The sequence below is a fragment of the Prochlorococcus sp. MIT2304 genome (assembly GCF_059772405.1).
Genome location: NZ_CM186286.1, coordinates 1,296,130 through 1,320,252 on the forward strand (window position 1 = coordinate 1,296,130; position 24,123 = coordinate 1,320,252).

Sequence of the window (24,123 nt, forward strand, 5' to 3'; positions counted from 1 at the left end):
AAATACTAAAAAGATTTAAAAATATTAAAGATTAATGACTTGTTAAAAATCGAAAATGTTTTAAACCATCTAAGACATCATCTTGATCATCAGAAAAGAAAACTCTTTGTTGGGTTCTCAATCCATCTAATGATGAATCATGATCAAAAGGAACAACATTAGTAGTCAATCCTCTTATCAACTCATCATCACCTTGTTGACTTGCTACTACAAGAACTTTGTCTAAAGATATGCCCCAACGTAAAGTCAAAAATCTTATGGCTTCCGCTCGCGATGCTCGCAAAGGAACAACGTCTAAATACCAATGACATTTAAGGTGAGGAGTTGCGGCAAGTCCAGACTGCCTAAGTCTTTTTCGTACCAAAGGTAAAATTGCATGACTAGGTTCTTTTAACAAATAACTAACCTTAAAAGGACCTTGGAATTCAGTTAATTGAAGCTCTAGATACTCTTTTAAATCGAACAAAACCTTTTCAACGTCACTCCGATTCCAATCAACAGATATTAAATCTTGCCAAAAAATATCTGATTTTTTTGTATCAGCATAATAAATCTCAGTACCAGCCTGACATATCCAAACAGCAGGTGTAGGTAGTTGTGTTTCTGCGTATCGATAACGGGCAGCTTTAATTGATCTACCGGTTAAAATTCCTAATTTGATATTTTTATTAAATGAATGATCTTTTAGTTTATTTCTCAATATTAATAAGCCTTTAGATTCCTCAAGATAATTATCTAAATCAAGAAATAATAGTTTATGACCAATAGGACTTATTTCTTTTGTATTTACAAATGTCAAATAACGAGGTGCAAGAAATTTCAAACGCTTCTGCATCAATGCAATGTAATTACAAACATGTGCATCCCAACTAAAATGCCTGCTAACTCCTTCAATTCCATTGTTTCTCCAAGTGTTCCATAAAGATGGATTTGAACCAGCAGTTTCTAACCCATCTCGAAAGGCCTCTAAATCAGTTACATCTACGAGTAGACCATTATCACAACGAGACAAAATATCACTCGGACCTCCATCATCAGTAGTAACCATTGGCAAGCCACACGCAGCAGCTTCCAGCAATGTCAAGCCAAACGGCTCAGTTAAGGCAGGATTAACAAACAATCCTTTTCTATTTGCAGCCCAACGATATATTGAGGGAATTTGCTCTCTTTTATGTTGTTTTGGAAAAGCAACTTTTCCATATAAATTATATTTATCAACCAATTCAAAAACTTGCTGAAATACTTCTCTTTGCTGTTTATCAAGCTGTCGTGCATCTTCTCTACAACCTAAAATTAAAATAAGATTATGTCTTTGCTGCAATATTGACGAACGGCCATAAGCCTCAAGCAACGCGGGAATATTTTTTCTCCTAACTGCCCTTGATATAGCTAAGAGAGGGGGAAGATTTAAATCTCTCAGAAAAGGCTTAAAAAGTTTATTTAATTCTTTTTCTTCTTTATCTAAAACAGAATCTATTGGATGAAAACGATTTAGATCAACACCTGGTGGAATCACTACTACGTTTTTAGAGCTAAATCGCCCGTAGCGAGCGTACTGTACTTCAGCTTCTTGTTTAGTACTTGTTATGAGTAAGTTTGAATGAGCTAAAGCCAATTCCTCTGCATCAATTCTTTTACTAATTGAGTAAGTTTGCTCTATTTGATCATGATCTATTCCAGCAGCCAATAATCTTCTGAGTTTTTCACGACCTAATGAATGGCCAGTAAAAACCAATGGCAAGCCTAATCTCCTGCTGACTAATGCTCCAACATAACCAGCATCAGCATAGTGAGCATGAATCCAATCAGGAAAGTTATTTTGTTTCCGTAATCTTTGAACTACTTGATCAGCTAAATCATCCAAATAAGGCCATAACAATTCTTTTCTGAGGTAACGCTTAGGACCAAAAGATAATCGAATAATTTCAGCACAACTTGATATCTTTTCTACGGGCTTCGAGTAGTCAGAGGATACTTTCCTATCAACGATTAATCTTGTAATGAGTTGTACGTTTTCAACTTCAGGTCTTGCTGCAAGTCCTTTTACTAACTCCAAAACATATAAAGTTTGACCTCCAGTATCTGCATCTCTGCCCAATTCAAGATCATTTGATCGGATTAGCCCATGCAAATTTAAATGTAAAAGTTTTAACCCCAAGCTAACCCTCCTGTGAGTTGTTGGATAAATAATTGATTTTGCACCCCTTAAACCTAAAGAAAGAATAATGATTTATTTAAATAAATATTAAATTTTCAAAAAGCTTGCTATCACTTGTTTTTGAAACTATTTATAAATCAAAAACAACGAAATCAACTCCAAACATTAAGGAATATGTACGAAACCTATTAAATATTCAACCTTTAATTGGAGGATGTAATTTCAAAACCTTTTTTAAGTAAGTACCTGTATGACTATTTAAATCTTTGGCTACTTCTTCTGGAGTACCCATGACAATAATTTCTCCTCCACGGTTGCCTCCTTCTGGACCCATATCAATAATCCAATCTGAACATCTAATAACATCCAAATTATGCTCAATTACAATAATTGAGTTTCCTTTGTCTACCAATCTCTGAATGACGTCCATTAATTTATGAACATCATAAAAGCTTAAACCAGTTGTGGGTTCATCAATTAAATAAAGAGTTTTTCCTGTAGCTCTTCTAGATAATTCAGTAGCAAGTTTTACCCTTTGAGCTTCTCCCCCAGATAATGTTGGAGCAGGTTGTCCAAGTTTAATATATCCAAGACCAACATCTAAAAGTGTTCTGAGTCTATCCGCGGCTTGAGGTATTGCTGAAAAAACATCAACTGCTTGCTCAACTGTCATTTCTAATACATCTGATATAGAAAAATTTTTATATTTAACTTGTAATGTCTCTCGATTGAATCGAGCTCCTTTGCATACATCGCATTGAACATAAACATCAGGAAGAAAATTCATCTCAATTACATTTACACCCTGACCACGACAAGCTTCACATCTTCCACCTTTAACATTAAAACTAAATTGTCCTGCTTGATATCCTCGCGCTTTTGCTTCAACAGAAGTAGCAAAAAGTTGACGTATAGGATCAAACGCGCCTGTATAAGTAGCCGTGTTAGATCGCGGAGTCCTGCCAATTGGAGATTGGTCAATAACAATAACCTTATCAATAGATTTTATACCTTTCAGCTCTTTTAATCCTTTTGGAAAAGGAACTTTTAACCCTAAAGAGTGATTTAAAGCAGGGTGTAGTAATTCGTTTATTAAAGTACTTTTACCGCTACCACTAACACCAGTAACTGCAACTAGCCTACCCAATGGAAAATCTACTGAAACATTTTTTAGATTATTTTTATTACAATCAATTAATCGTAATTTTCTTTGAACTGAATCTCTTCTACTAGCAGGAGTAGGTATGGATGAACGTCCGCTAAGGTAGGCACCAGTCAATGATTCTTTTGCAGTTAACAAGCTATCGATAGATCCTTCAGCAATAATTTTTCCTCCATGGACACCAGCACCAGGACCTATATCCACTAAATGATCTGCCGCTCTAATGGTGTCTTCATCATGTTCAACAACAACCAAAGTATTACCTAGATCACGTAGTTTTTTTAAAGTAGACAATAATCGATCATTATCTCTTTGATGTAGTCCAATACTAGGTTCATCTAAAACATACAGAACTCCTGTTAAACCTGCACCTATTTGGGTGGCTAGTCTTATTCTTTGAGCTTCCCCGCCAGACAAAGTCATTGCTGGTCTATCTAGAGTTAAATAATCAAGTCCAACATCTAATAGAAATTGAAGACGTAATCGAATTTCTTTTAAAACTAATTCACCAATCTTCTGTTGTTTATAGGAAAGCAATTGCTTTGAATTTTTAGTTTTCTCAAAACCCATTAAATCCTCAACATTCTCAAGTGTGGTTGAAACACTTGAAGAAGTAAGGTCAGTAATTGAAAATGGGCCAAGTTTTACAGAAAGAGCCTCAGGACGTAATCTCCTACCATGACAGCTTGCACAAGGAACTAATTCAAGATATTTTTCTAACTTTTGACGAACCGCTTCACCATTTGCATCCTGCAACTGTCTTTCTAAAATAGGTAAAATACCCTCAAAAGGTCTTTTAAATCCAGAATCTTGTTTATATCTACTATCCACCTTTATTAAAATTGGTTCTTTACTACCGTTTAATAAGATATTTTTTTGCTCTTCTTTTAAATCTTTCCAAGGAGTTTTTATTTCAAAACCAAAAGCCTCACCTACTGAAAATAATAATGAAAAATAATATGAATTATCTTTATCACTCCATGGTGCAACAGCAGCGTATACCGGTAATGACGGATCAGGTACAACTCTCTCACAAGTGAATTTTTTCAAATGACCAAGGCCATGACAATCGGGACATGCTCCGTAAGGGCTATTGAAGGAGAATAGTCTTGGAGATAGTTCTTCAATTACAGCCCCATGGACTGGACAAGCGAAATTTTCTGAAAATAATCTTTCTCTATCAATACCTTTAGGAAGTTCTTCATTCTTTTTCGGTACTGCTTCAACTATTGCTAAGCCGTCTCCCCTTTTCAAAGTAGTGGTTAATGAATCAGTTAACCTCTCTTCGATCCCTTCTCTCGCAATTAATCTATCAACCACTACCTCAATAGAATGAACTTGATTTTTATCTAATTCAATATTATCTGCCAATTCTCTAACTTCTTTATTAATTCTTACTCGAACAAATCCCTCTGCAGCAAGTCCAGACAAAAGTTTTGAATGTGTTCCTTTTTTGCCTCTAACGACTGGTGCAAGTAATTGATATCGAGTCCCTTCAGGAAGAGTCTTGATTTGATCAACCATCTCATCAATGCTTTGAGGCTTAATTGGCCTAGAGCACTCAGGGCAATGGGGTTCTCCCGCTCTTCCAAATAGCAAACGAAAATAATCTTGTATTTCCGTGACCGTTCCAACTGTTGAGCGAGGATTATGACTAGTAGATTTTTGATCAATTGAAATTGCTGGAGATAAACCTTCAATTGAATCAACATCTGGTTTATCAACCTGACCTAAAAATTGTCTTGCATAAGCAGACAAACTCTCAACATATCGTCTTTGTCCTTCAGCAAAAATCGTATCAAAAGCTAAAGAACTTTTACCACTTCCACTAACGCCTGTAAAAACAACAAATTTATTTCTTGGAATAGATAAATCAATATTTTTTAAATTGTGTTGCCTGGCACCACGAATAGTTATGACTTCTTCATTAGAAGAACCAATATTTAATGTCTTTTGTTTTGAATTAGGTTTTGAACTTCCCATTAGGGAAAATTTTTAATAGCTAATTGTATAAAAAAATATGCTCATCATGCAGCTTTGTGTTCCAGCAAGCTCGCCGCATAAGCATTAGCTTCTACAATATCACCACCTGCTAATAGAGCCAATTCTCTCTGCCTATCAGCGATTTCCTTTAAATCAAGAACAGTTGATTTAGTCTTATCAGCAAGAACAGTCTTTTTTAAAGAAAAATGATTATCAGCATATGCTGCAATTAATGGTTGATGAGTAACGCAAAATACTTGCCGATGCCTTGACAAGTCAGAAAGCAAATTAGCTACGTAACTACTAACTGAGCCACTAACACCTGAATCAATTTCGTCAAAAATCAAGAGCTTAGATTGATCAAAGGTAGAAAAAATCGCCTTCATTGCAAGAAGAACACGAGATTTCTCTCCCCCCGATGCTGTTTCAGCAAGAGGTGCCAAAGGATGTCCTGGGTTTGCTGAAAACATAAAATTAATTTTATCGATTCCATTAATTGTTGGCTCACATTTTTCAAAAAGAACTTTAAAACGAACATTAGGAATGCCTAACTTTTTTAAAGTCTTTATAAGTTTATCCTCAAGTTGCAAAGCAACTTTTTTTCTAATAGAGGATAACTCTTTATTAGACTGATCTCTAATAATTCTTTTTTTATATTCAGAAGAATTAAGCTGGTTTATATTAATCGAATCATCACGTGAAGATAAGCAATTAATTAATTCTTTTTTATAGCTAATAAGATCTGGAATATTTCTGTTATATTTTTTTTGATAAAATTTTAAAGTTGATAATCTAACTTGTAGATCATTTAAAAAAGATGGATCAATATCTAATGTTTTTTCATAATCATTAATCTGACAAATTACGTCATTTAGATTATTACTAATGCTATAAAAATTATCAAAAATAGGTACTAGAGAAGAATCTATTTGAGACAATATTTTTAATTCATTAATACAAAAATTAGTATGGTCTAAAACAGATGGATATTCATCTAAACTTTCATTTAAACGAATCAATAAAGCTTTAACTCCTTCTTTTAATCTTAAAAGGTTTGATAAACGATTCTGATCAATTTCTAACTTTGTTAGCTCATCAGGATCCTCTAATTTTAATTTATCTAAATCTTCATATATATACTCCATTTCCTCAAACTCTTTTTTTAAATCAGAGATTTTATCTCTTACTGCTTCTAGTCTTAAATTAGAATTATGCCATATTTTCCAATCATTTTTAACTTTAGCAATGGATTCTTGAATTGCTTTTAAGCCTAAAGAATCTAGCAAGTATAATTGATGCAATGAATCATTCAAAATAGAAGTATCACCTTGTAGTGTAAGATCAAAAAGCAATGATCTCAATTCTGATATTTGATCTCTATTAACTAATACACCATTAATTCTAAATCTAGATTTATATTTATTATCTTTGAAACGCCATTCCCGCGTAATAATTAATTCTTCATCAATATCAATTTCTTGATTATTTAACCAATTTTTTGTATTTTTCAAAACTGAAAACACACCCTCGATTGAGGAAAAAACAGAACCTTTGGCTACCAACCGATTATCGAAAGTAGTCTTTTTATTTGCTAATAAAGCATTTAACGTATCAAGAAATATTGATTTACCTGAACCCGTTTGCCCTGTAAAAACAGTAAATCCTTCATCAAAGTCTATCTCTAGATTTCCAAATAGAGCTATGTTATGAAAACGAAGGCTATTTAACATAAGTCAAAGCAATCAAAAAGACACGGACTGGGCGTAAAATGAACTAGAAGAGATGTAAAACATTGCCATACCAAAATGGCTGAAGAATTAAGCGATTTTATTGAAGCCTCAGGTCTACTTGAGTATGATCCTGTTGCTATTGACTTAATCTACAAAAAAAATCCAATTCGTCTAGTCCGAAGGCTTTGGCAGACGCTATTGCCAATCGGATTATTATTAATTGGTGTTGGTTGGGAAAAATTAATTGGTTCTCTAGAAAAGACCGAGAGAAAGACATATAGAGCAAAAGAATTTACCCAACTCCTTGTGGATTTAGGGCCAGCATTCATTAAAGCTGGACAAGCACTGTCTACCAGGCCAGATATTGTCCCTCAAGTAGTTTTAGAAGAATTAGCCCAGCTTCAAGACCAGTTACCAGGATTCGAGAGTAAGCTTGCAATGGCTTGTATTGAAGAAGATTTAAAAGATAAAGTAAGCAACATTTTTATAAAAATTGATAAAGAACCAATTTCAGCCGCATCTCTAGGTCAAGTCCACAAAGCGATACTGAAAAGTGGAGAAAAAGTTGCTGTTAAAATTCAAAGGCCAGGCTTAAGAGAGCAAATCACTCTAGATTTATACATAGTGAGAAATATAGCAATTTGGTTTAAAAATAATATCGGGATTATTAGGAGCGATCTAGTTGCATTAATCGACGAGCTAGGAAAAAGAATTTTCGAGGAGATGGATTATATAAACGAAGCTAACAACGCAGAAAAATTTAAAGAGTTGCACAGTGAAAATACTAAAATCGCAGTTCCAAAAATCTACAGAAAGGCAACAAGCAGAAGAGTACTAACAATGGAGTGGATAGACGGCACTAAATTAACGAATATTGAGTCAGTGAAAAAATTAGGAATCGATCCAAATGAAATGATAGAAATTGGCGTAAGTTGTAGTCTTCAACAACTTATTGAACACGGTTTTTTTCATGCAGACCCTCACCCCGGAAACATATTAGCCATGGAAGACGGACGATTATGTTACTTAGATTTTGGGATGATGAGCAATATTACACAAGAATCAAGGGTTGGATTAATTAGAGCAGTTGTTCATTTAGTTAACAGAAGATTTGATAAACTTTCTAATGACTTTGTACAGTTAGGATTTCTATCAAAAGAAGTCGATCTAAAACCTATTGCACCTGCTTTTGAAAGTGTTTTTACCAGCGCTTTAGAAATAGGAGTAAATAAAATGGATTTTAAAGCAGTTACAGATGATATGTCAGGTATTATGTATAAATTTCCTTTTAAATTACCACCTTATTACGCATTAATTATTAGATCCTTAATAACTTTAGAAGGAATAGCACTTAGTGTTGACCCAAATTTTAAAATACTTGGAGCTGCATATCCCTATTTTGCAAGACGTCTAATGGAAGATGAAAATCCGGAACTAAGAAATAGTTTGAAGGAAATGCTATTTGATGAAAACAATCTAAAATTAGAAAGGTTAGATGATCTTTTAAAAAGTGCTACTAAAGAAAAAAAGTTAAACAGTGAAAAAATTTTAGACCAAACTATTGATTTTTTATTTTCTAATAAAGGTTTTTTACTTAGAAATGAATTAGTAAATATTTTTGCTACAAAAATTGACTCTATTGGATGGAAAACACTTATTAAACTAAACAATAAACTTCCATCAAAAATACGTTCAAAAACCATAGCAAGCTCATATAAAATCGATACAAAACAAATTTTAAATTTTTCGTCATTCAATAAAATGTTTAATAAATCAAAAACAAACCCAGGATTCAAAAGAAAATTATTATTTAAAAAATTACCAAAAATTCTTACAACTAAAGATACTTACACGATGGGTTATGGTTTAGTGAAAAAAACTTCTGAAAAAGGAATAGTTAGATTAGTAAAAGTTGCAGCTGGTGTAAAACAATAAATGAATTTAAATTATAAAAATATTATACTTTTATTCTTTTTATTTTTTATTCCTAACGCAAAAAGCGCAGAGAATCTTTTTCTCTATAAGGGAAATTTTAGTAGAACAATAAAAATAGAAGATTTGAATAACTTTACAAAAACAAAAAAACCAAATAAAAAATTAAAAAATCTAATGAAAATCACAAATCAAAATAATAAAGATCTGCACAAATTTCTATCTTATAAAATAGAAGTTCCAATAGAGACAAGCAGTAGGTTACTGAATAGTAAAATAGGTGAAGTCTTTTTAAGCCGATTATCTAAAATTATTTACCCTAATAAGATATCAAATATAAAAACAAGAACAAAAGCAATAAGGTCTGGAATTATAATAAGTTCTTATAAAAATAATGAAAAAATTAATCTTATTGATTTTTTTAAAGAGTATCCAAACAAAAATATTGCTTTAGACCTCAATGCGTTAAAAAAAACACTAAAAAAAGTAGAATCATTAAAAGATTTAATTGATTTCTATTCAAATTCCCCTTTTCAAAAGCTAAAAGATGGAAGGTCTAGCATTTAGATTGTTTAAAAATACTTGTAAAGTAAGTGGCATTTTCTAAAAAATTTAAAAAACTGTTTTTCTCTAGCCCTAAAAAGAACAATTGGAATGGGCTGATAAACGCTTACAAACCTTGGCTGCCAATAACAAATAAAACTCCCATAATTTCTTTAAATGAAGGTGGAACACCTCTAATAGAGGTCAATTCGATAGCGAATCGAATTGGAAAAGGAGTAAAAGTATATGTGAAATATGACGGTCTCAATCCAACTGGATCGTTCAAAGATAGAGGAATGACAATGGCTATTAGTAAAGCAAAAGAAAATGGTTGTGAAGCAGTAATTTGCGCAAGCACAGGTAACACCTCTGCCTCTGCAGCTGCCTATGCGAGTAAAGGAGGAATGAAATCGTTTGTGATTATTCCAGACGGATATGTGGCTCAAGGAAAATTAGCTCAAGCATTAGTATATGGAGCAGAGATATTAGCCATTAAAGGAAATTTTGATAAAGCGTTGGATATTGTAAGAGAATTATCTGAAAAATATCCAATAACCTTAGTAAATTCCGTAAATCCTTACAGGTTACAAGGACAAAAAACTGCGGCTTTTGAAATAATAGAAAATCTTGGAAATGCTCCTGATTGGTTATGTATTCCGATGGGAAATGCGGGGAATATAAGTGCATATTGGATGGGGTTTCAAGAGTTTTTTAATGCTAATAAATCGAAAAAACTTCCTCGAATGATGGGTTTTCAAGCAAGTGGGTCAGCGCCTTTAGTCGAAGGTAAAAGTATTAGCAATCCAGAAACAATTGCAACTGCAATAAGGATTGGAAATCCTGTTAATAAAGAAAAAGCATTAAAAGCAAAAGATTCAAGCAATGGTAAATTTACTTCTGTTACTGATTCAGAAATAATTGAAGCTTATAAAATTCTTGGTAGAGAAGAAGGGATTTTCTGCGAACCAGCTAGTGCGGCTTCTGTCGCAGGCTTATTAAAGATTAAAAACGATGTACCTATAAATTCAACCATTGTTTGTGTTTTAACAGGAAATGGCTTGAAAGATCCTGATTGCGCCATTAAAAATAATGATGCAATTTTTCATACTGGTGTAGATGCGGAAATAAGTTCTATTACAAAAAAAATGGGTTTTTAAGGATATTTAGAGATCCAATCGAAAAACTGTCTGTTGATATTATCTGATTTTGATTGTTTTGATTGTGGAAAAAAGAGAGATAATTGCTTTAATATTTTTTTGTCTTTTCCACAATTGTTTTTATAGGTGGATAAGTATGTTTTTATCCACTTTTAAGAAATCTTTTCCACAGCAAAAATCTCAAAAACACCTGCTGACATCATTGTTTTTTGCAAAAACCACAAAAACCACAAGACCTACTACTACTAATTAATTTTCATATCTTGAATATAGAAATATAATAGAAGTGAAAATTTTTGTTTTTTTTAACGGTATTGCTTTTTTTAAATAGCTATGAAATTCTTGTATCAATGGACTTTTTTGAAATAACGGAATGAAGCTAAGTTGTTCGCAATCAGATTTGAATACTGCTCTTCAGTTAGTTAGTAGAGCTATATCAAATCGACCGACACATCCAGTTCTAGCAAATGTTTTGTTAGCTGCTGACGAAGTGACAGGAAAGTTGCGGTTAACTGGTTTTGATTTAAGTTTAGGAATACAAACTTCGATATCAGCCTCTATAGATGAAAGTGGTGCTATTACTTTGCCAGCTAAATTATTTGGAGAAATTGTTTCTAAATTATCAAACGATTCACCATTAGTTTTAACATCTGATGAAGTTAGTCAACAAGTTGAATTAACCAGTAAAAGTGGTACATATCAAGTAAGAGGAATGCTTTCTGATGATTTTCCTGATTTACCTTTAGTAGAGAGCAGTACTTCATTAAAATTAAATCCTTTATTACTATCTAATGCAATTAAATCTACATTATTTGCAAGCAGTACAGATGAAGCTAAACAATTACTTACTGGTGTTAATCTTACTTTTGATGGTTATGGTATTGAGTCTGCAGCGACAGATGGACATCGATTGGCTGTATTAAATTTAAAAAATATTTTATCTCAAACAAAAGATATAAATAATTTTTCAGAATTTGATAAATTTTCTATTACATTACCATCTAAATCTTTAAGAGAAGTTGAAAAGTTTTTAAGTGCTTGTGATACTAATCAGCCTATTAATTTTTTTATTGATAAAGGGCAAGTTGTTTTTATATCTCTTGATGAAATTATAACGATTAGAGCTCTAGAAGGTTCTTATCCAAATTACTCTCAATTACTACCTGATACTTTTTCTAATATATTGGAATTTGACAAAAAAGAATTTATTGCTTCATTAGAGAGAATAGCTGTTTTAGCTGATCAACATAATAATGTTATTAAAATATCTACTGATAGTTCAGCCAAAATAATTAAAATTAGTACCGATGCTCAAGATATAGGAACTGGTTTTGAGTCTCTGCCAGTTTCTTTTAAAGGTGAATCTTTTCAAATTGCATTCAATGTAAGATATTTATTAGATGGTCTTAAAGTTATAGATTCAAATTTTATTAGGTTGAGTTGCAATGGACCTACAACTCCAGCTGTATTTTCACCTATTAACAGTGATGTGAATTTTATATATTTAGTCATGCCAATTCAAATACGAAACTAGTCTTGGATAAAAAAAATCAGTTACTATTAAGCGATTTATTAAAATATAACGTTCGCTGCGAAAACGGTATTGACCATGGACCAGTTGTTAATCCATGGATGCACCCCCCTGTTCATCGAATATTAGGATTTATTTCTCGTCCTTCTAATTTAAGACTGGAAAGAGAGGTTTGGAGGTTAGATCAAATAAAAGGATTAAATGAACAAGAAGTATTTGTAAAAGGACCTTGTTCTATTTCTGATAATCAAACTTTAGAACGTTTTCCTACTTTGGTAAATTCGAATGTTTTTAATAGAAATGCGCAAAGATTAGGTTTAGTTGCCGATTTTCTGTTTGACTTTAAAAATGGAAAGATACAATACTATTTAGTTAGTAGAACAAATCCACTTATCCCAGGAACAAGTCGTTGGTTATTATCACTATCTAAAATTATTGATAAACAACCCGGTTCTATTTCATGTGATATAGATTCGTTTGAAGATTTACCTATACAAAAAGCTAGTTTTAAAGAAGAATTTCTCATCAAAAGTAGAAAATGGAAAACGCAATTTCAAGATCTTACATACAATGCCTCTGATAAACTTGAGGGGTGGATTGATGATCAAATCACCGAAAGCGCATTCGAATCTATACAAGACACTTCTAAAACTGAAAGGGTTGTGGACTCATACGATGACTGGATTGATAATTTAGATATAGATAGTTCAGAAGAATTTAATAGAATGAATAAGCGATCAAGAAAAAAGGGTTTAGCTAATGAAAAAGATCTTGATCCTTGGATTTGATCTATGACAGCTTTCTCAGAGAATAATGATTTTCAACAATTAATTAATAAACCAAATTTTTTTGTTGAATACGATGTTTTATCTTCCCTAAACCAAGAAGGATTAAAACAATCTGATTATGTTGAAATTTGTAGAAGACTAAAGCGACCACCAAATAGAAATGAATTAGGAATGTTTGGTGTTATGTGGTCTGAACATTGTTGTTATCGAAATTCTCGTCCTTTACTTAAAAATTTTCCAATAACAGGGCCTAGAATACTTGTGGGTCCTGGAGAAAATGCAGGAGTTGTAGACATTGGTTGTAATCAAAAATTAGTATTTAAAATTGAAAGCCATAATCATCCATCTGCCGTAGAACCTTTTCAAGGTGCAGCAACAGGGGTAGGTGGTATTTTGAGAGATATTTTTACTATGGGAGCAAGACCAGTAGCGATATTAAATGCTTTAAGATTTGGACCATTAGAAGATAAAAAAAATATCAGTTTATTAGAAGGTGTGGTAGCAGGTATCTCGCATTATGGGAATTGTGTAGGTGTTCCTACAGTAGGAGGTGAAGTAGGTTTTGATAGTAGTTATTCAGGTAATCCTTTAGTTAATGCAATGGCATTGGGTTTGATGGAAACAGATAAGATAGTTTGTTCAGGAGCTAGTGGAATTGATTTTCCAGTTCTTTATGTAGGAAATACAACGGGTAGAGATGGAATGGGAGGAGCAAGTTTTGCTAGTTCGGAACTCTCAAAAACTTCTATAGATGATCGACCTGCTGTACAAGTGGGTGACCCTTTTCTTGAAAAAGGATTGATTGAAGCATGTTTAGAGGCGTTTAAAACAGGATATGTAATTGCTGCTCAAGATATGGGGGCCGCAGGTCTTACTTGTAGTTGTTCTGAAATGGCCTCAAAAGGTGAGGTAGGAATCGAATTAGATCTTGATCTTGTTCCAGCGAGAGAAAAAGGAATGACTGCATATGAATTTTTGTTGTCAGAGTCACAAGAACGAATGTTATTTGTAGTTAAACCTGGTTCAGAAAAAGAGTTAAGACAATTATTTACGAGGTGGGGATTATATGTTCAAGTTGTAGGAAAAGTTTTAAAAGAAAAAGTTGTTAGAGTATTACATAAAGGTGAAGTTGTAGCAAATCTGCCAGCATCTGCACTTGCTGATGATACACCTATAGAAAAACATTTATTATTAAAGTCTACTCCAGATTATTTAAAAGATCATTGGAAATGGACTGAAGACTTACTACCTAATAATTTAAAAAATGGAACCATAAATATAAATAATAATTTATTTATTAGTTGGAACAATGTTTTATTAAATTTATTAAGTAGTCCTTCAATAGCATCAAAAAATTGGATATATAAGCAATACGACTACCAAGTTCAATCCAATACAGTTGTTGCTCCTGGCGAAGCCGATGCAGCTGTTATAAGAATACGTTCTCAAAAAGATTTTAAAACTAAATCAAACCATAATAGAGGTATAGCTTCTTCAGTTGATTGTAATGATAGATGGGTGTATTTAGATCCTGAACGTGGAAGCATGGCTGCTGTTGCAGAAGCTGCTAGGAATTTAAGTTGTGTAGGAGCTGAGCCAATAGCGATTACTAATAATTTAAATTTTTCTTCTCCTGAAAAACCAGTAGGTTTTTGGCAATTATCAATGTCTTGTAAAGGCATAAGTAATGCTTGTAAAGTAATGAACACTCCTGTTACAGGCGGGAATGTGTCTTTATATAATGATACAAAGTTACCAAACAATACTGTTATACCAATACATCCTACGCCTGTAATTGGTATGGTTGGATTAATAGAGGATATAAATAAAGTTTGTAAAAAATCCTGGATTAAAGAAGGTGATCAAATATGGATGTTAGGATTACCTTTAGAAACCAATAGTATTCAAGATGGTAGGATTTCATTATCTGCTTCATCTTTTTTAGAATACATACATGGTCTTAAAACAGGAAGACCACCTGAAATAGATTTAGATTTAGAGAAACAAGTTCAATTTTTTCTAAGAAATATAATTAAAAAAGATATGATTAATTCTGCTCATGATTTAGGGGATGGCGGTTTAGTAGTAGCTCTCGCAGAATGTTGTATTTCTTCTGGACTTGGTGCAACTATTCAACTTCCTTCAAGTGAATCAAGATTAGATCGTTTGCTTTTTGCTGAAGGTGGAGGCAGAGTATTAGTAAGTTGTTCATCTGAACAAACTTTAAAATTAAAAAATTATTATAAGAAGATATCCTTACAACAAGCTATAAATTTTTCAATATCATATTTAGGTACTGTAAATGATCAAAATAAATTATCAGTTTACCAAGATAATAACTCGATTATAGATGTTGATATTCTTCATATAAAAGATACATATAAAAATGCTATCTTAAAAAAAATAGTTAAATAAAATTTCTTATGAATCACAATTTAAAATTTAAACATAATCTATTTAACCAAGGAATATAATTATGTGTGGAATCGTAGGAGTTGTTTCTTCAGATCAATGTAATCAACAAATTTACGATAGTTTGTTATTGCTTCAGCATAGAGGTCAAGATTCGACAGGTATCGCAACGATGGATGGTAGTGTTTTTCATATTAATAAATCTAAAGGTCAAGTAAGAGAAGCTTATAGAACAAGAGATATGAGAAGCTTGATTGGAAAGGTTGGGTTAGGGCATGTTCGATATGCCACTAAAGGTGCTGCTCATCGAGAAGAGGAGGCGCAACCTTTTTATGTGAATGCTCCATATGGCATAATTCTTGTTCATAATGGCAATTTAACTAATACAAGGGAGTTAGAAAAAGAACTTTTTAAAGTAGATAGGAGGCATACAAATACTTCAAGTGATACTGAAATGTTATTAAATGTTTTGGCAACAGAACTGAATAGTTCAATAAAAGGAAAAGACATAAACCCAGATGATCTTTTTACTGCTGTAAATAGACTTCATGCAAGAGTAGAGGGATCATATGCTTCTATTGCTTTAATTGCAGGTTATGGTCTTTTAGCTTTTAGAGATCCTTTTGGGATTCGTCCCTTGGTAATTGGTAAAAGAGTAAAAGAAAACAATAAACCCGAGTGGGTAATCGCTAGCGAATCATTAGTTATTGAAAATAATGACTATCAAATTGTTAGAGATGTTGAGCCAGGAGAGGCGATTTTTATTACCTCTGAAGGTGAGTTTTTTTCTAAGCAATGTTCAAATCATCCTCAATTATTTCCATGTTCATTTGAATATGTTTATTTAGCTAGACCTGATTCAATTATGAATGGTATTTCTGTATATGAGTCAAGGTTAAGAATGGGAGATCTATTAGCAGAAACAATAAAAAAACAAATTTCATGTGGCGATGTAGATGTAGTAATGCCTATACCTGATTCTTCTAGACCTGCTGCTATGCAAGTAGCAAGACAGTTGGGAATTGAATATAGGGAGGGGTTTTTTAAAAATCGTTATGTTGGGAGAACTTTTATTATGCCTGGTCAATCATTACGAAAACGTTCTGTTCGTCAGAAGTTAAATGCAATGAGTACTGAATTTAAAAATAAAAATGTTTTGATAGTTGATGATTCGGTAGTTAGAGGAACAACTTCTCAGCAAATTGTTCAAATGGCAAGAAGCGCAGGCGCTAATAAGGTAACGTTTACTTCTGCTGCTCCACCAATTCGATACCCGCATGTTTATGGAATTAACATGCCAAGTAGGAATGAATTGATTGCACATAATAGAAATATAAACGAAATAGAAGAAAATTTACTTATTGATAAAATGGTTTATCAAGAAGTTGAAGATCTTACTAAGGCTATAATAAATAATTCTAATATTAATGAATTAGATTTATCTTGTTTTACAGGAAAATATGTTACAGGGACAGTTACCGATGAATATTTAAATTGGGTTGAAAAAACTTCTCTATCTTAATTTGTTTCAGGTATTATCATAGAAAAAGTAGATTTTATAAATTCACCATCATTTAATTCTAGATTTAATCTTTTTTCTTTTTTATACGAACTATCATCAATTTGATCTTTTTCTAATTTTTTATATCTATCTTTACTTGTTTTGACATAAACGTATTTATTATTTATAAAACAATTAATTATTCTGTCATTTATTTTTTTATTATCTTTTAAATTGATACCCATTGTCCCTAAAGCTCCTTTTTGAGATGTTTTAATTTCTTTTGTTTTGTGCTTAATGAAAGAACCTCTACTAGTTATTAAAACTAAGTCTTCAAGTTGTTTTTCTGGAATATTTATAGCTTCAATGATATTTTCTCCTGGGAATAATTTCATTATATTGGTACCTTGAGCTAATTTTCCCATAAAGGGATAGTTTTTTTCCGTTATTTTTATTTTTATAATTCTGCCAATATCACTTATTATATATAAATAGCTACTTTCTTCACAAAGCAAACAAGATTTTAGTGTAACATTCCTTTTTAACTTTACAACTGTAGTCGATCTATTAGATATTTCGGTAATTTCATCAATTGAAACTCTTTTAAATTTTCCATCACTACTTATTAATCCTAAACTTATATTTTTTTGTTCTGGTAACGGAATAAGATTAATTATTTCATCATTTTCTAATCCTGTTGGCAAAAAGTGTTCTAATGGACCAGGTTTTTGTCCCGCAAACTCCCATTTAAGAAGACCTATTTTACCGAGTCGACTTACGGCTAATATCTTTGGTTCGTTAATAATAGGCCATATTAGTTTCGAAGGTAGAATATCTTTCCTGTCTTGATTACTTTCTTTTAATTTTAATTTTTTAATTGTTATAGATGGAATTATTTTCATTTCATTATTAGACTGAATAATTATTTCAGAATCTATAGGTAATTGTTTTAAAGCATTTATTCTTTGAAGCTCTTTACTAGGTCTTTGATTAGCAAGTTTTTCTGCAATTAGTGCATCTCCGCCTTCTATTAACCTTGTTTTTCTATCACTACCAAACTTTTTTTTAAGTTCTTTAAGCTCTTTAATAAGTACTTTTAACAATTTTTCTCTATCATTGATAATTGATTCAAGATCCTCTCTTTTATTTTTTAAATCGTCTATTTCTTTTTTTAATGAATTCTTTTCAAGACTGGTAATTTTTTTTAATGGCATACTTAAAATTCCATCAGCTTGTCTTTCATTTATCTTTAGGCTATTAATTAAATTATTTTTAGCTTCAGCTGCATCTTTAGATTTTTCAATTAAATTTATTATTTCTCTAAGATTATTTATAGCTTGGATTAGTGCTTCAACGATTTCTTGTCTGTTTTTGATATTTTTTAATAGATACTTACTTCTAAGTAAAATTGTATTTTCTCTAAATTCTAAGAAATTATCCAATAATTTTCGTAATGTTAGTTGTATTGGTTGACCATTAACTAACGCAAGTAAAATAGCTCCAAAATTACTTTGTAAAGAAGTTTTTTGATATAAAAAATCTAGAATTTTTTCAGGGTCTGAATCTCTTTTTATTTCTACAAGAATTCTCATTCCATCTCTATCACTTTCATCTCTAATATCAGCTATTCCAGTAACTTTTCCATTATTTACTAGGTCAGCTAATCTTTCAATCCAAGAAGCTTTGTTTAACTGATATGGAAGTTCAGTAATAACAATGCCACTTCTTTTGTGTTTTCCTTTTCCAGGATTAATTTCTTCAATGTGAGCAATACCTCTCATGGTTATACTTCCCCTTCCTTTTGCGTAAGTTTCTTTTATTCCATTACTTATTAAGATTTCTCCGCCTGTCGGAAAGTCTGGTCCTGGGATCAGTTCTAATAATTTTTCTTCGCTTAAGGAAGGTTTTTTTATAATCGCTATTAGACCTTCTATTACTTCATTTAAATTATGAGGAGGAATGCTAGTTGCCATTCCAACTGCAATTCCAGCACATCCATTTAAAAGTAAGAATGGTAATTGAGCTGGTAAAACATCTGGCTCTTGTTGAGACCCATCAAAATTGGGAGAAAAATCAACTGTTTCTTGATCTATTTCACTCAAAATTGCATCGTTAGATATTTGGGCTAGTCGAGTTTCTGTATATCTCATTGCAGCCGGTGGATCGTCATCAATGGATCCAAAGTTTCCGTGACCATCAAGAATTGGGTACCTTGAACTAAAAATCTGCACTTGTCTTACAAGAGCATCGTAAACTGCTTGATCTCCATGGGGATGATATTTACCAAGAACGTCTCCAACTACACGAGCACATTTTCGGTAAGGCCTATCAGGAGTAAGACCTAATTCGTGCATTGCAAAAAGAATTCTTCTTTGAACAGGCTTTAATCCGTCTCTCGCGTCTGGCAATGCTCTTCCAACGATTACGCTCATTGCGTATTCGAGATAAGAACGCTGCATTTCTTGATGCAACGATATCGGTTTCAGGCGTTCCTTGGCCATCTCTGAGTTCGTAAGAGGCCTAAATTTCTTTATTTAGGCTACTAACTAATCTGTTAAAAACCAGTTTTTTGTTAAACATTAATTTATTGAGTTTTTTCTTTGGCTTCTTTAACTGCTTTTTTCATTTCTTCTATTTTAAATAAAAGTTGTGCTGATTTTTGTAATTTCTTACCCCATAATTGCTTTGCTTGATAGTCTTTTGAAACATATTGAGGATTAGATTTTAAAGCATTTTTTGCTAAATTCAATGATTCAATAGAGCTATTATCTGAAGAAAATAATGCTATTGCTAAAGCTAGCATTGGCTCTGCATTTTTACTAATTTTTAGTGCTAATTTAAATTTTAATATAGCTTCTTTGGGTCTATTTAATTCATATAAGACAAGACCTTCATTGTTAATAGATTGCCAAAAATTTGAATTAATTCCTGAAGATATTTTAAAAGCAATTAAAGCTGATTTATAATTATTTAACATTATTTCTGCGTTACCTAGTTGAAAATAACCTCTCTCATTTTTTGTATTTATTAATAAGCCTTTTTTTATATTAAATTTGGCTTTCTCTGGATTTTTTAATTCCATATATATATATGCTTTTTTGAAATATATACTTTCTTCTTTAGGTTTTAACTTAAGTGCTTTATCTAATGTTGATAATGCTTGATACTCTCTATTTGCTCTAACTTGCGCTTCTGCAAGACTTGTCCAGAGTTCAACTTCTTTAGGATTTAATTTAACGGCTAGTTTTAAAAGTTTAATTGCTTCATTGTTTTGCCCAAAGCGAATTAGTTGTATAGCTGTCTTACCTATTTGTATTGATGTAGATTCAAGTTCTTTTTGATTTGGCTCGTTAATTCTAGGAATAAACGCATTCGATGATCTTGTTATAATAGAAGACTCAAATAGAACCAAACAAATTAGAAAATGATAAATTTTTGGAAAGTAATTCTTCATTTTTACTGATTATTTGATATTGAGTTTATATTTCTACGCCACATCCATGGTTTAATTCTTTTTAATGCTGATTTGTTTAAAGCTTCTTTCCACTTTGAATCACTCCAAGATAATGCATCCTTTTTGTTTATATTCATAATCCATTCAGATGGTTGTAGATCTGGTTCAGAGGTATTAGGGATATTTTTCTGATTCCATGGACATACTTCCTGACAGATATCACAACCTGCAATCCAATTTCCCATATTGTTAATTATATTTTCTGGTAATTTTTTTTCTCTGTTTTCTAAAGTGTGATAAGCCAAGCATTTATTTGCATTAACAACAAAGGGTTCTTCAATTGCCTTGGTTGGGCATGCATCAATACATTTTTCACATTCGCCGCATATTGGTTCTGAAGGTTTGTCAGCTTCCAAAATTTCAGTAGATAAAAGATGACCTATGAACATCCATGAACCAATTTTAGAGTTAATTATATTGCTATGTTTTCCAATCCACCCAATTCCAGCTTCTTCAGCCCAAGCTTTGTCTAAAAAAGCATTTGTATCAACGCATATTTTCCATTTTGAGTCTGGTCTCTCTTTTTCTAAAAATATGGCGATTTTCTTTAATTTTTTTTCAATAATTTTGTGATAATCGTTTCCCCATCCATATCTGGCAATGGATATGTCTTTAGGCGTTTTGTCAGTCTCTACATAGTAATTAAGTCCGACAGCAAGAATACTTTTTACCCCTTGAAGCATATTTTCAACATTCTTTCTTCTTGGGTTTTTCATCCATTCCATTTTTGCTTGATGTCCAGCTTGTAGCCATCTTTCCAAGGCAGCTGTTCGAAGGTTTAATCTTGAAGATCCTGGAACTTTTGCAATCCCTACTGCATCAAAGCCTTCTTTAAAAGCCTCCTCTTTAATTTTTTTTGTTAGAGCAATCGATTTCTTCGTGTTCACAATCAGCTTTTCAAGAACAATTTTTTTACCTTTACTGAAAAGGTTTTCTAGGCAAATGCGACTTTATATGGGCCTTCAAATGCTTTCTTTTAATGTTTTATTTCTATTAATAGCTTAAATTATTTAATTAATGCACTGAATTTGGTTAGATTGTATATATATACATTGTTCGGACTCTCTTTATTTGGTGCAGTCCTCCTCTCCAAAGGAAGACCTGACTCTTGGCTCAAGGCTTCAGCAGGATCTTAAAAATGACCTGATAGCTGGTCTGTTGGTGGTTATTCCTTTAGCTACCACTATTTGGCTGTCTACGATTGTCAGCCGTTTTGTTCTGGCAATATTAACTTCTATACCTAAACAATTAAATCCCTTTATTACTCTTAATCCTTTATTGCAAGATCTAATCAATCTTGCGTTGGGCTTAACTGTTCCACTCCTGGGTATTTTATTGATAGGCTTAATGGCCAGGAACTTTGTAGGGAGATGGTTACTTGAGTTTGGGGAAGGAACGCTTTCTCGAATACCTCTTGCGGGATCAGTTTATAAAACTCTCAAACAATTGTTAGAAACTTTTCTTAGAGATAATTCAACAAGATTTCGCAGAGTTGTGTTAGTTGAATATCCTCGTGAAGGCTTATTTAGTGTTGGTTTTGTTACGGGCGTTGTTGGACCATCTCTTCAAACTGAACCAGATCAACCTTTATTAAGTGTTTTTATACCTACAGCTCCAAACCCTACGACTGGCTGGTACACCTTGGTTCCAGAAGGATCTGTTAAGGACTTAGATATATCTGTTGAAGATGCATTTAGAACAATTATTTCTGCTGGAATTGTAAATCCTGACGATAGGAATAATTCTACAAATACTTCTTTTTCCAGTTTGTTTTCTCAGTTAAGAGCTTCATCTTCTTAAATTATTTTTTAATTATACTTATGCAATTAAAATCAATTTCTAGAGAATTAGCTCTTTTGCTTCTAGGACAAATAAACAAAAAACATACTAAAAACCTCAATGTTGAAAGTTTGCTGAGTCATGCGATTGAATCTTTAACCCAACATTGGCGTGAGCAACTAGATTTATGTGCGGAGAAATTAGAAAAAGCTAATCAGGAACTATTAGACAGTGAATTTCAAGAAGATGCAGGTTTGTTGAAAAAATGTCGTAATCATTTAAAAATTTGTTTAGTTGATTCTGAGAATATACTTAATTGTTTATCTGAAAGTATCGAATTACCAAGATTAATAGCACTAGTTGATCAAAAAGAAATACGTGAGCTAGCTCTTAAGCGAGTTTATAAAGTTATTGATAAGCAAGAAGAGATTGATAAGAATCTGGATAGTGTCATGGAAGGTTGGCGTTTAAAAAGATTACCTAGAATTGATAGAGATATTTTGAGATTGGCATTGGTGGATTTGATTGATTTTAATACTCCTACCGCTGTTACTTGTAATGAGGCTGTAAATCTAGCTAATCGATATAGCGATGAACAAGGTCGCAGAATGATTAATGGAGTTTTAAGAAATCTTCAAAATTCTAATTTAATGCTTACCACGAAATGAAAGACGATTTTCCTCAGGAAGTAAAAACCTCTTTTAATAATGATAACAGTGAGAATTCTCAAGCTGCTGTAGATGATTCTTTAGATTGGGCAAAACAAGCTTATTTGCAACTTAAACAAAAACAAAAAGAGGAGAAAGAATTACTTCAAAAAGAAATTAGTAAAAAAGACAAACCTAAATTAGATATTTCAGTTGTAAATAATTCTCAAGATATTAAAGATCTAAAAGAAGAAGATGAGCCTGAACTTGGCGATTTTGATGATACTTTTACTTGGTCAGCCGAAGTTTTAGCTGCACAAGGTAAAAAAATTAATCAATTCTCATTAGATGAAATTGATTGGCTTAGTAGGTTAAAACAAGGATTAGAAAAAACTCGTAAAGGTTTTGTTACTGATTTATTAGATAAATTAGGCGATGATCCACTAACCCCTGAAGTTCTTGATGATTTAGAAACTCTTTTACTTAGATCAGATGCGGGAGTTTCTGCTACTGATCAAATTTTAGATTCTTTAAGAAGAAAGTTAAACGAGGAAGTCGTTGAAGCTTCTGAGGGGTTGCGTTTTTTAAAAGAACAATTAGTTAATATTTTAGAAAAGCCAATAAAAGATAGTGGTGTTGATTTACTTTCTCCAAAAAAAGGTTTTTTGAATATTTGGATGTTAGTTGGTGTTAATGGTGTAGGTAAAACAACGACTCTTGGTAAATTAGCAAGTGTTGCAAAAAGAAGTGGTTTTTCTGCAATGATTGCTGCTGCAGATACTTTCAGAGCTGCAGCGGTTCAACAAGTAAAAGTATGGGGTAAGAGAACAGGGGTTGAAGTAATTGCAAACGAATCTAAAAATGCTGATCCAGCATCGGTAGTGTTTGATGCTATTGGAGCATGTAAATCAAAGAATGTCGATTTATTATTGGTTGATACTGCAGGAAGATTACAAACGAAAAATAATTTAATGGAGGAATTAAAAAAAATCCGAAAAATTATTACCAAACTTGCCCCTTCAGCAAATGTTGAATCTTTATTAGTTCTTGATTCTAGTCAAGGTCAAAATGGACTTAAGCAGGCTTTAGCGTTTGCTGAGTCAGCAGAATTAACTGGCGTAATACTTACAAAACTCGATGGATCTTCAAGGGGCGGAGTTGCGATGGCTGTTGCATCAGAAGCGAAACTTCCTGTCAGATTTATAGGCGCTGGCGAGAGGATTAGGGACTTACGACCATTTAACAGCTTTGAATTTATTGAGGCACTTTTAACTGTTCGATGAGAT

At 32.4% G+C, this 24,123-nt stretch carries 16 protein-coding genes; 10 read left to right on the forward strand and 6 right to left on the reverse strand.

Going from position 1 to position 24,123, the window contains the following annotated elements:
- Positions 1 to 31: 31 nt before the first annotated feature.
- The 3 genes from AC6EIY_RS07545 to AC6EIY_RS07555 form a co-directional block, all read right to left on the reverse strand.
- Positions 32 to 2,158, reverse strand: a complete 2,127-nt coding sequence (locus tag AC6EIY_RS07545) for an HAD family hydrolase (protein ID WP_498506327.1) — start codon at positions 2,156 to 2,158, stop codon at positions 32 to 34.
- Positions 2,159 to 2,354: 196 nt separating this feature from the next.
- Entirely contained in the window at positions 2,355 to 5,303 is a 2,949-nt protein-coding gene (uvrA, locus tag AC6EIY_RS07550) for an excinuclease ABC subunit UvrA (protein ID WP_498506328.1), read from the reverse strand.
- Positions 5,304 to 5,347: 44 nt separating this feature from the next.
- The gene (locus tag AC6EIY_RS07555) at positions 5,348 to 7,033 is read right to left on the reverse strand and encodes a DNA repair protein RecN (RefSeq protein ID WP_498506329.1); all 1,686 of its coding nucleotides are present in this window, start codon (positions 7,031 to 7,033) and stop codon (positions 5,348 to 5,350) included.
- A gap of 75 nt (positions 7,034 to 7,108) precedes the next feature.
- Between AC6EIY_RS07555 and AC6EIY_RS07560 the strand changes: the two genes are divergently transcribed.
- From AC6EIY_RS07560 to purF, 7 genes are all read left to right on the forward strand, one after another.
- Positions 7,109 to 8,968 carry an ABC1 kinase family protein gene (locus AC6EIY_RS07560; protein ID WP_498506330.1) on the forward strand — a complete coding sequence of 620 codons (1,860 nt, stop codon included), beginning with the start codon at positions 7,109 to 7,111 and terminating at the stop codon, positions 8,966 to 8,968.
- Positions 8,969 to 9,532 carry an alpha/beta hydrolase gene (locus AC6EIY_RS07565; RefSeq protein WP_498506331.1) on the forward strand — a complete coding sequence of 188 codons (564 nt, stop codon included), beginning with the start codon at positions 8,969 to 8,971 and terminating at the stop codon, positions 9,530 to 9,532.
- 26 nt (positions 9,533 to 9,558) lie between these two features.
- A complete protein-coding gene (thrC, locus tag AC6EIY_RS07570) occupies positions 9,559 to 10,665 on the forward strand; it encodes a threonine synthase (RefSeq protein WP_498506332.1) in 1,107 nt (368 codons plus the stop codon).
- Positions 10,666 to 11,038: 373 nt separating this feature from the next.
- Positions 11,039 to 12,199 carry a DNA polymerase III subunit beta gene (gene dnaN / locus AC6EIY_RS07575; protein ID WP_498506333.1) on the forward strand — a complete coding sequence of 387 codons (1,161 nt, stop codon included), beginning with the start codon at positions 11,039 to 11,041 and terminating at the stop codon, positions 12,197 to 12,199.
- 2 nt (positions 12,200 to 12,201) lie between these two features.
- The gene (locus AC6EIY_RS07580; RefSeq protein ID WP_498506334.1) at positions 12,202 to 12,984 is read left to right on the forward strand and encodes a PRC-barrel domain-containing protein; all 783 of its coding nucleotides are present in this window, start codon (positions 12,202 to 12,204) and stop codon (positions 12,982 to 12,984) included.
- Positions 12,985 to 12,987: 3 nt separating this feature from the next.
- On the forward strand, positions 12,988 to 15,399 hold the full coding sequence (gene purL / locus AC6EIY_RS07585) for a phosphoribosylformylglycinamidine synthase subunit PurL (protein ID WP_498506335.1): 2,412 nt from the start codon (positions 12,988 to 12,990) through the stop codon (positions 15,397 to 15,399).
- 61 nt (positions 15,400 to 15,460) lie between these two features.
- Positions 15,461 to 16,918 (forward strand): amidophosphoribosyltransferase, encoded by a 1,458-nt coding sequence (purF, locus tag AC6EIY_RS07590; RefSeq protein ID WP_498506336.1) that lies wholly within the window; start codon positions 15,461 to 15,463, stop codon positions 16,916 to 16,918.
- On the opposite strand, the gene AC6EIY_RS07595 is transcribed toward purF, so the two are convergent.
- The 3 genes from AC6EIY_RS07595 to queG all read right to left on the reverse strand — a co-directional run bounded on the left by AC6EIY_RS07595 (position 16,915) and on the right by queG (position 21,298).
- Positions 16,915 to 19,398 (reverse strand): DNA gyrase/topoisomerase IV subunit A, encoded by a 2,484-nt coding sequence (locus AC6EIY_RS07595; RefSeq protein WP_498506337.1) that lies wholly within the window; start codon positions 19,396 to 19,398, stop codon positions 16,915 to 16,917. The two genes, purF and AC6EIY_RS07595, sit on opposite strands and share 4 nt — an antisense overlap.
- An 83-nt stretch (positions 19,399 to 19,481) precedes the next feature.
- A complete protein-coding gene (locus tag AC6EIY_RS07600) occupies positions 19,482 to 20,309 on the reverse strand; it encodes a tetratricopeptide repeat protein (RefSeq protein ID WP_498506338.1) in 828 nt (275 codons plus the stop codon).
- 44 nt (positions 20,310 to 20,353) lie between these two features.
- Complete coding sequence (queG, locus tag AC6EIY_RS07605) at positions 20,354 to 21,298, reverse strand: tRNA epoxyqueuosine(34) reductase QueG (RefSeq protein ID WP_498506339.1); 945 nt, start codon at positions 21,296 to 21,298, stop codon at positions 20,354 to 20,356.
- A 187-nt stretch (positions 21,299 to 21,485) separates the two neighbouring features.
- Here queG and AC6EIY_RS07610 point away from each other — a divergent pair, with 187 nt between their 5' ends.
- Genes AC6EIY_RS07610 through ftsY form a run of 3 tightly spaced genes read left to right on the forward strand, consistent with a single transcriptional unit; the run spans position 21,486 to position 24,120 of the window.
- Positions 21,486 to 22,211 carry a DUF502 domain-containing protein gene (locus tag AC6EIY_RS07610; RefSeq protein ID WP_498506340.1) on the forward strand — a complete coding sequence of 242 codons (726 nt, stop codon included), beginning with the start codon at positions 21,486 to 21,488 and terminating at the stop codon, positions 22,209 to 22,211.
- Between the two features lie 20 nt (positions 22,212 to 22,231).
- On the forward strand, positions 22,232 to 22,858 hold the full coding sequence (nusB, locus tag AC6EIY_RS07615; RefSeq protein ID WP_498506341.1) for a transcription antitermination factor NusB: 627 nt from the start codon (positions 22,232 to 22,234) through the stop codon (positions 22,856 to 22,858).
- Positions 22,855 to 24,120, forward strand: coding sequence for a signal recognition particle-docking protein FtsY (gene ftsY / locus AC6EIY_RS07620; protein WP_498506342.1), 1,266 nt, complete (start codon positions 22,855 to 22,857; stop codon positions 24,118 to 24,120). The genes nusB and ftsY overlap by 4 nt, the downstream gene beginning before the upstream one ends.
- Positions 24,121 to 24,123: the final 3 nt, after the last annotated feature.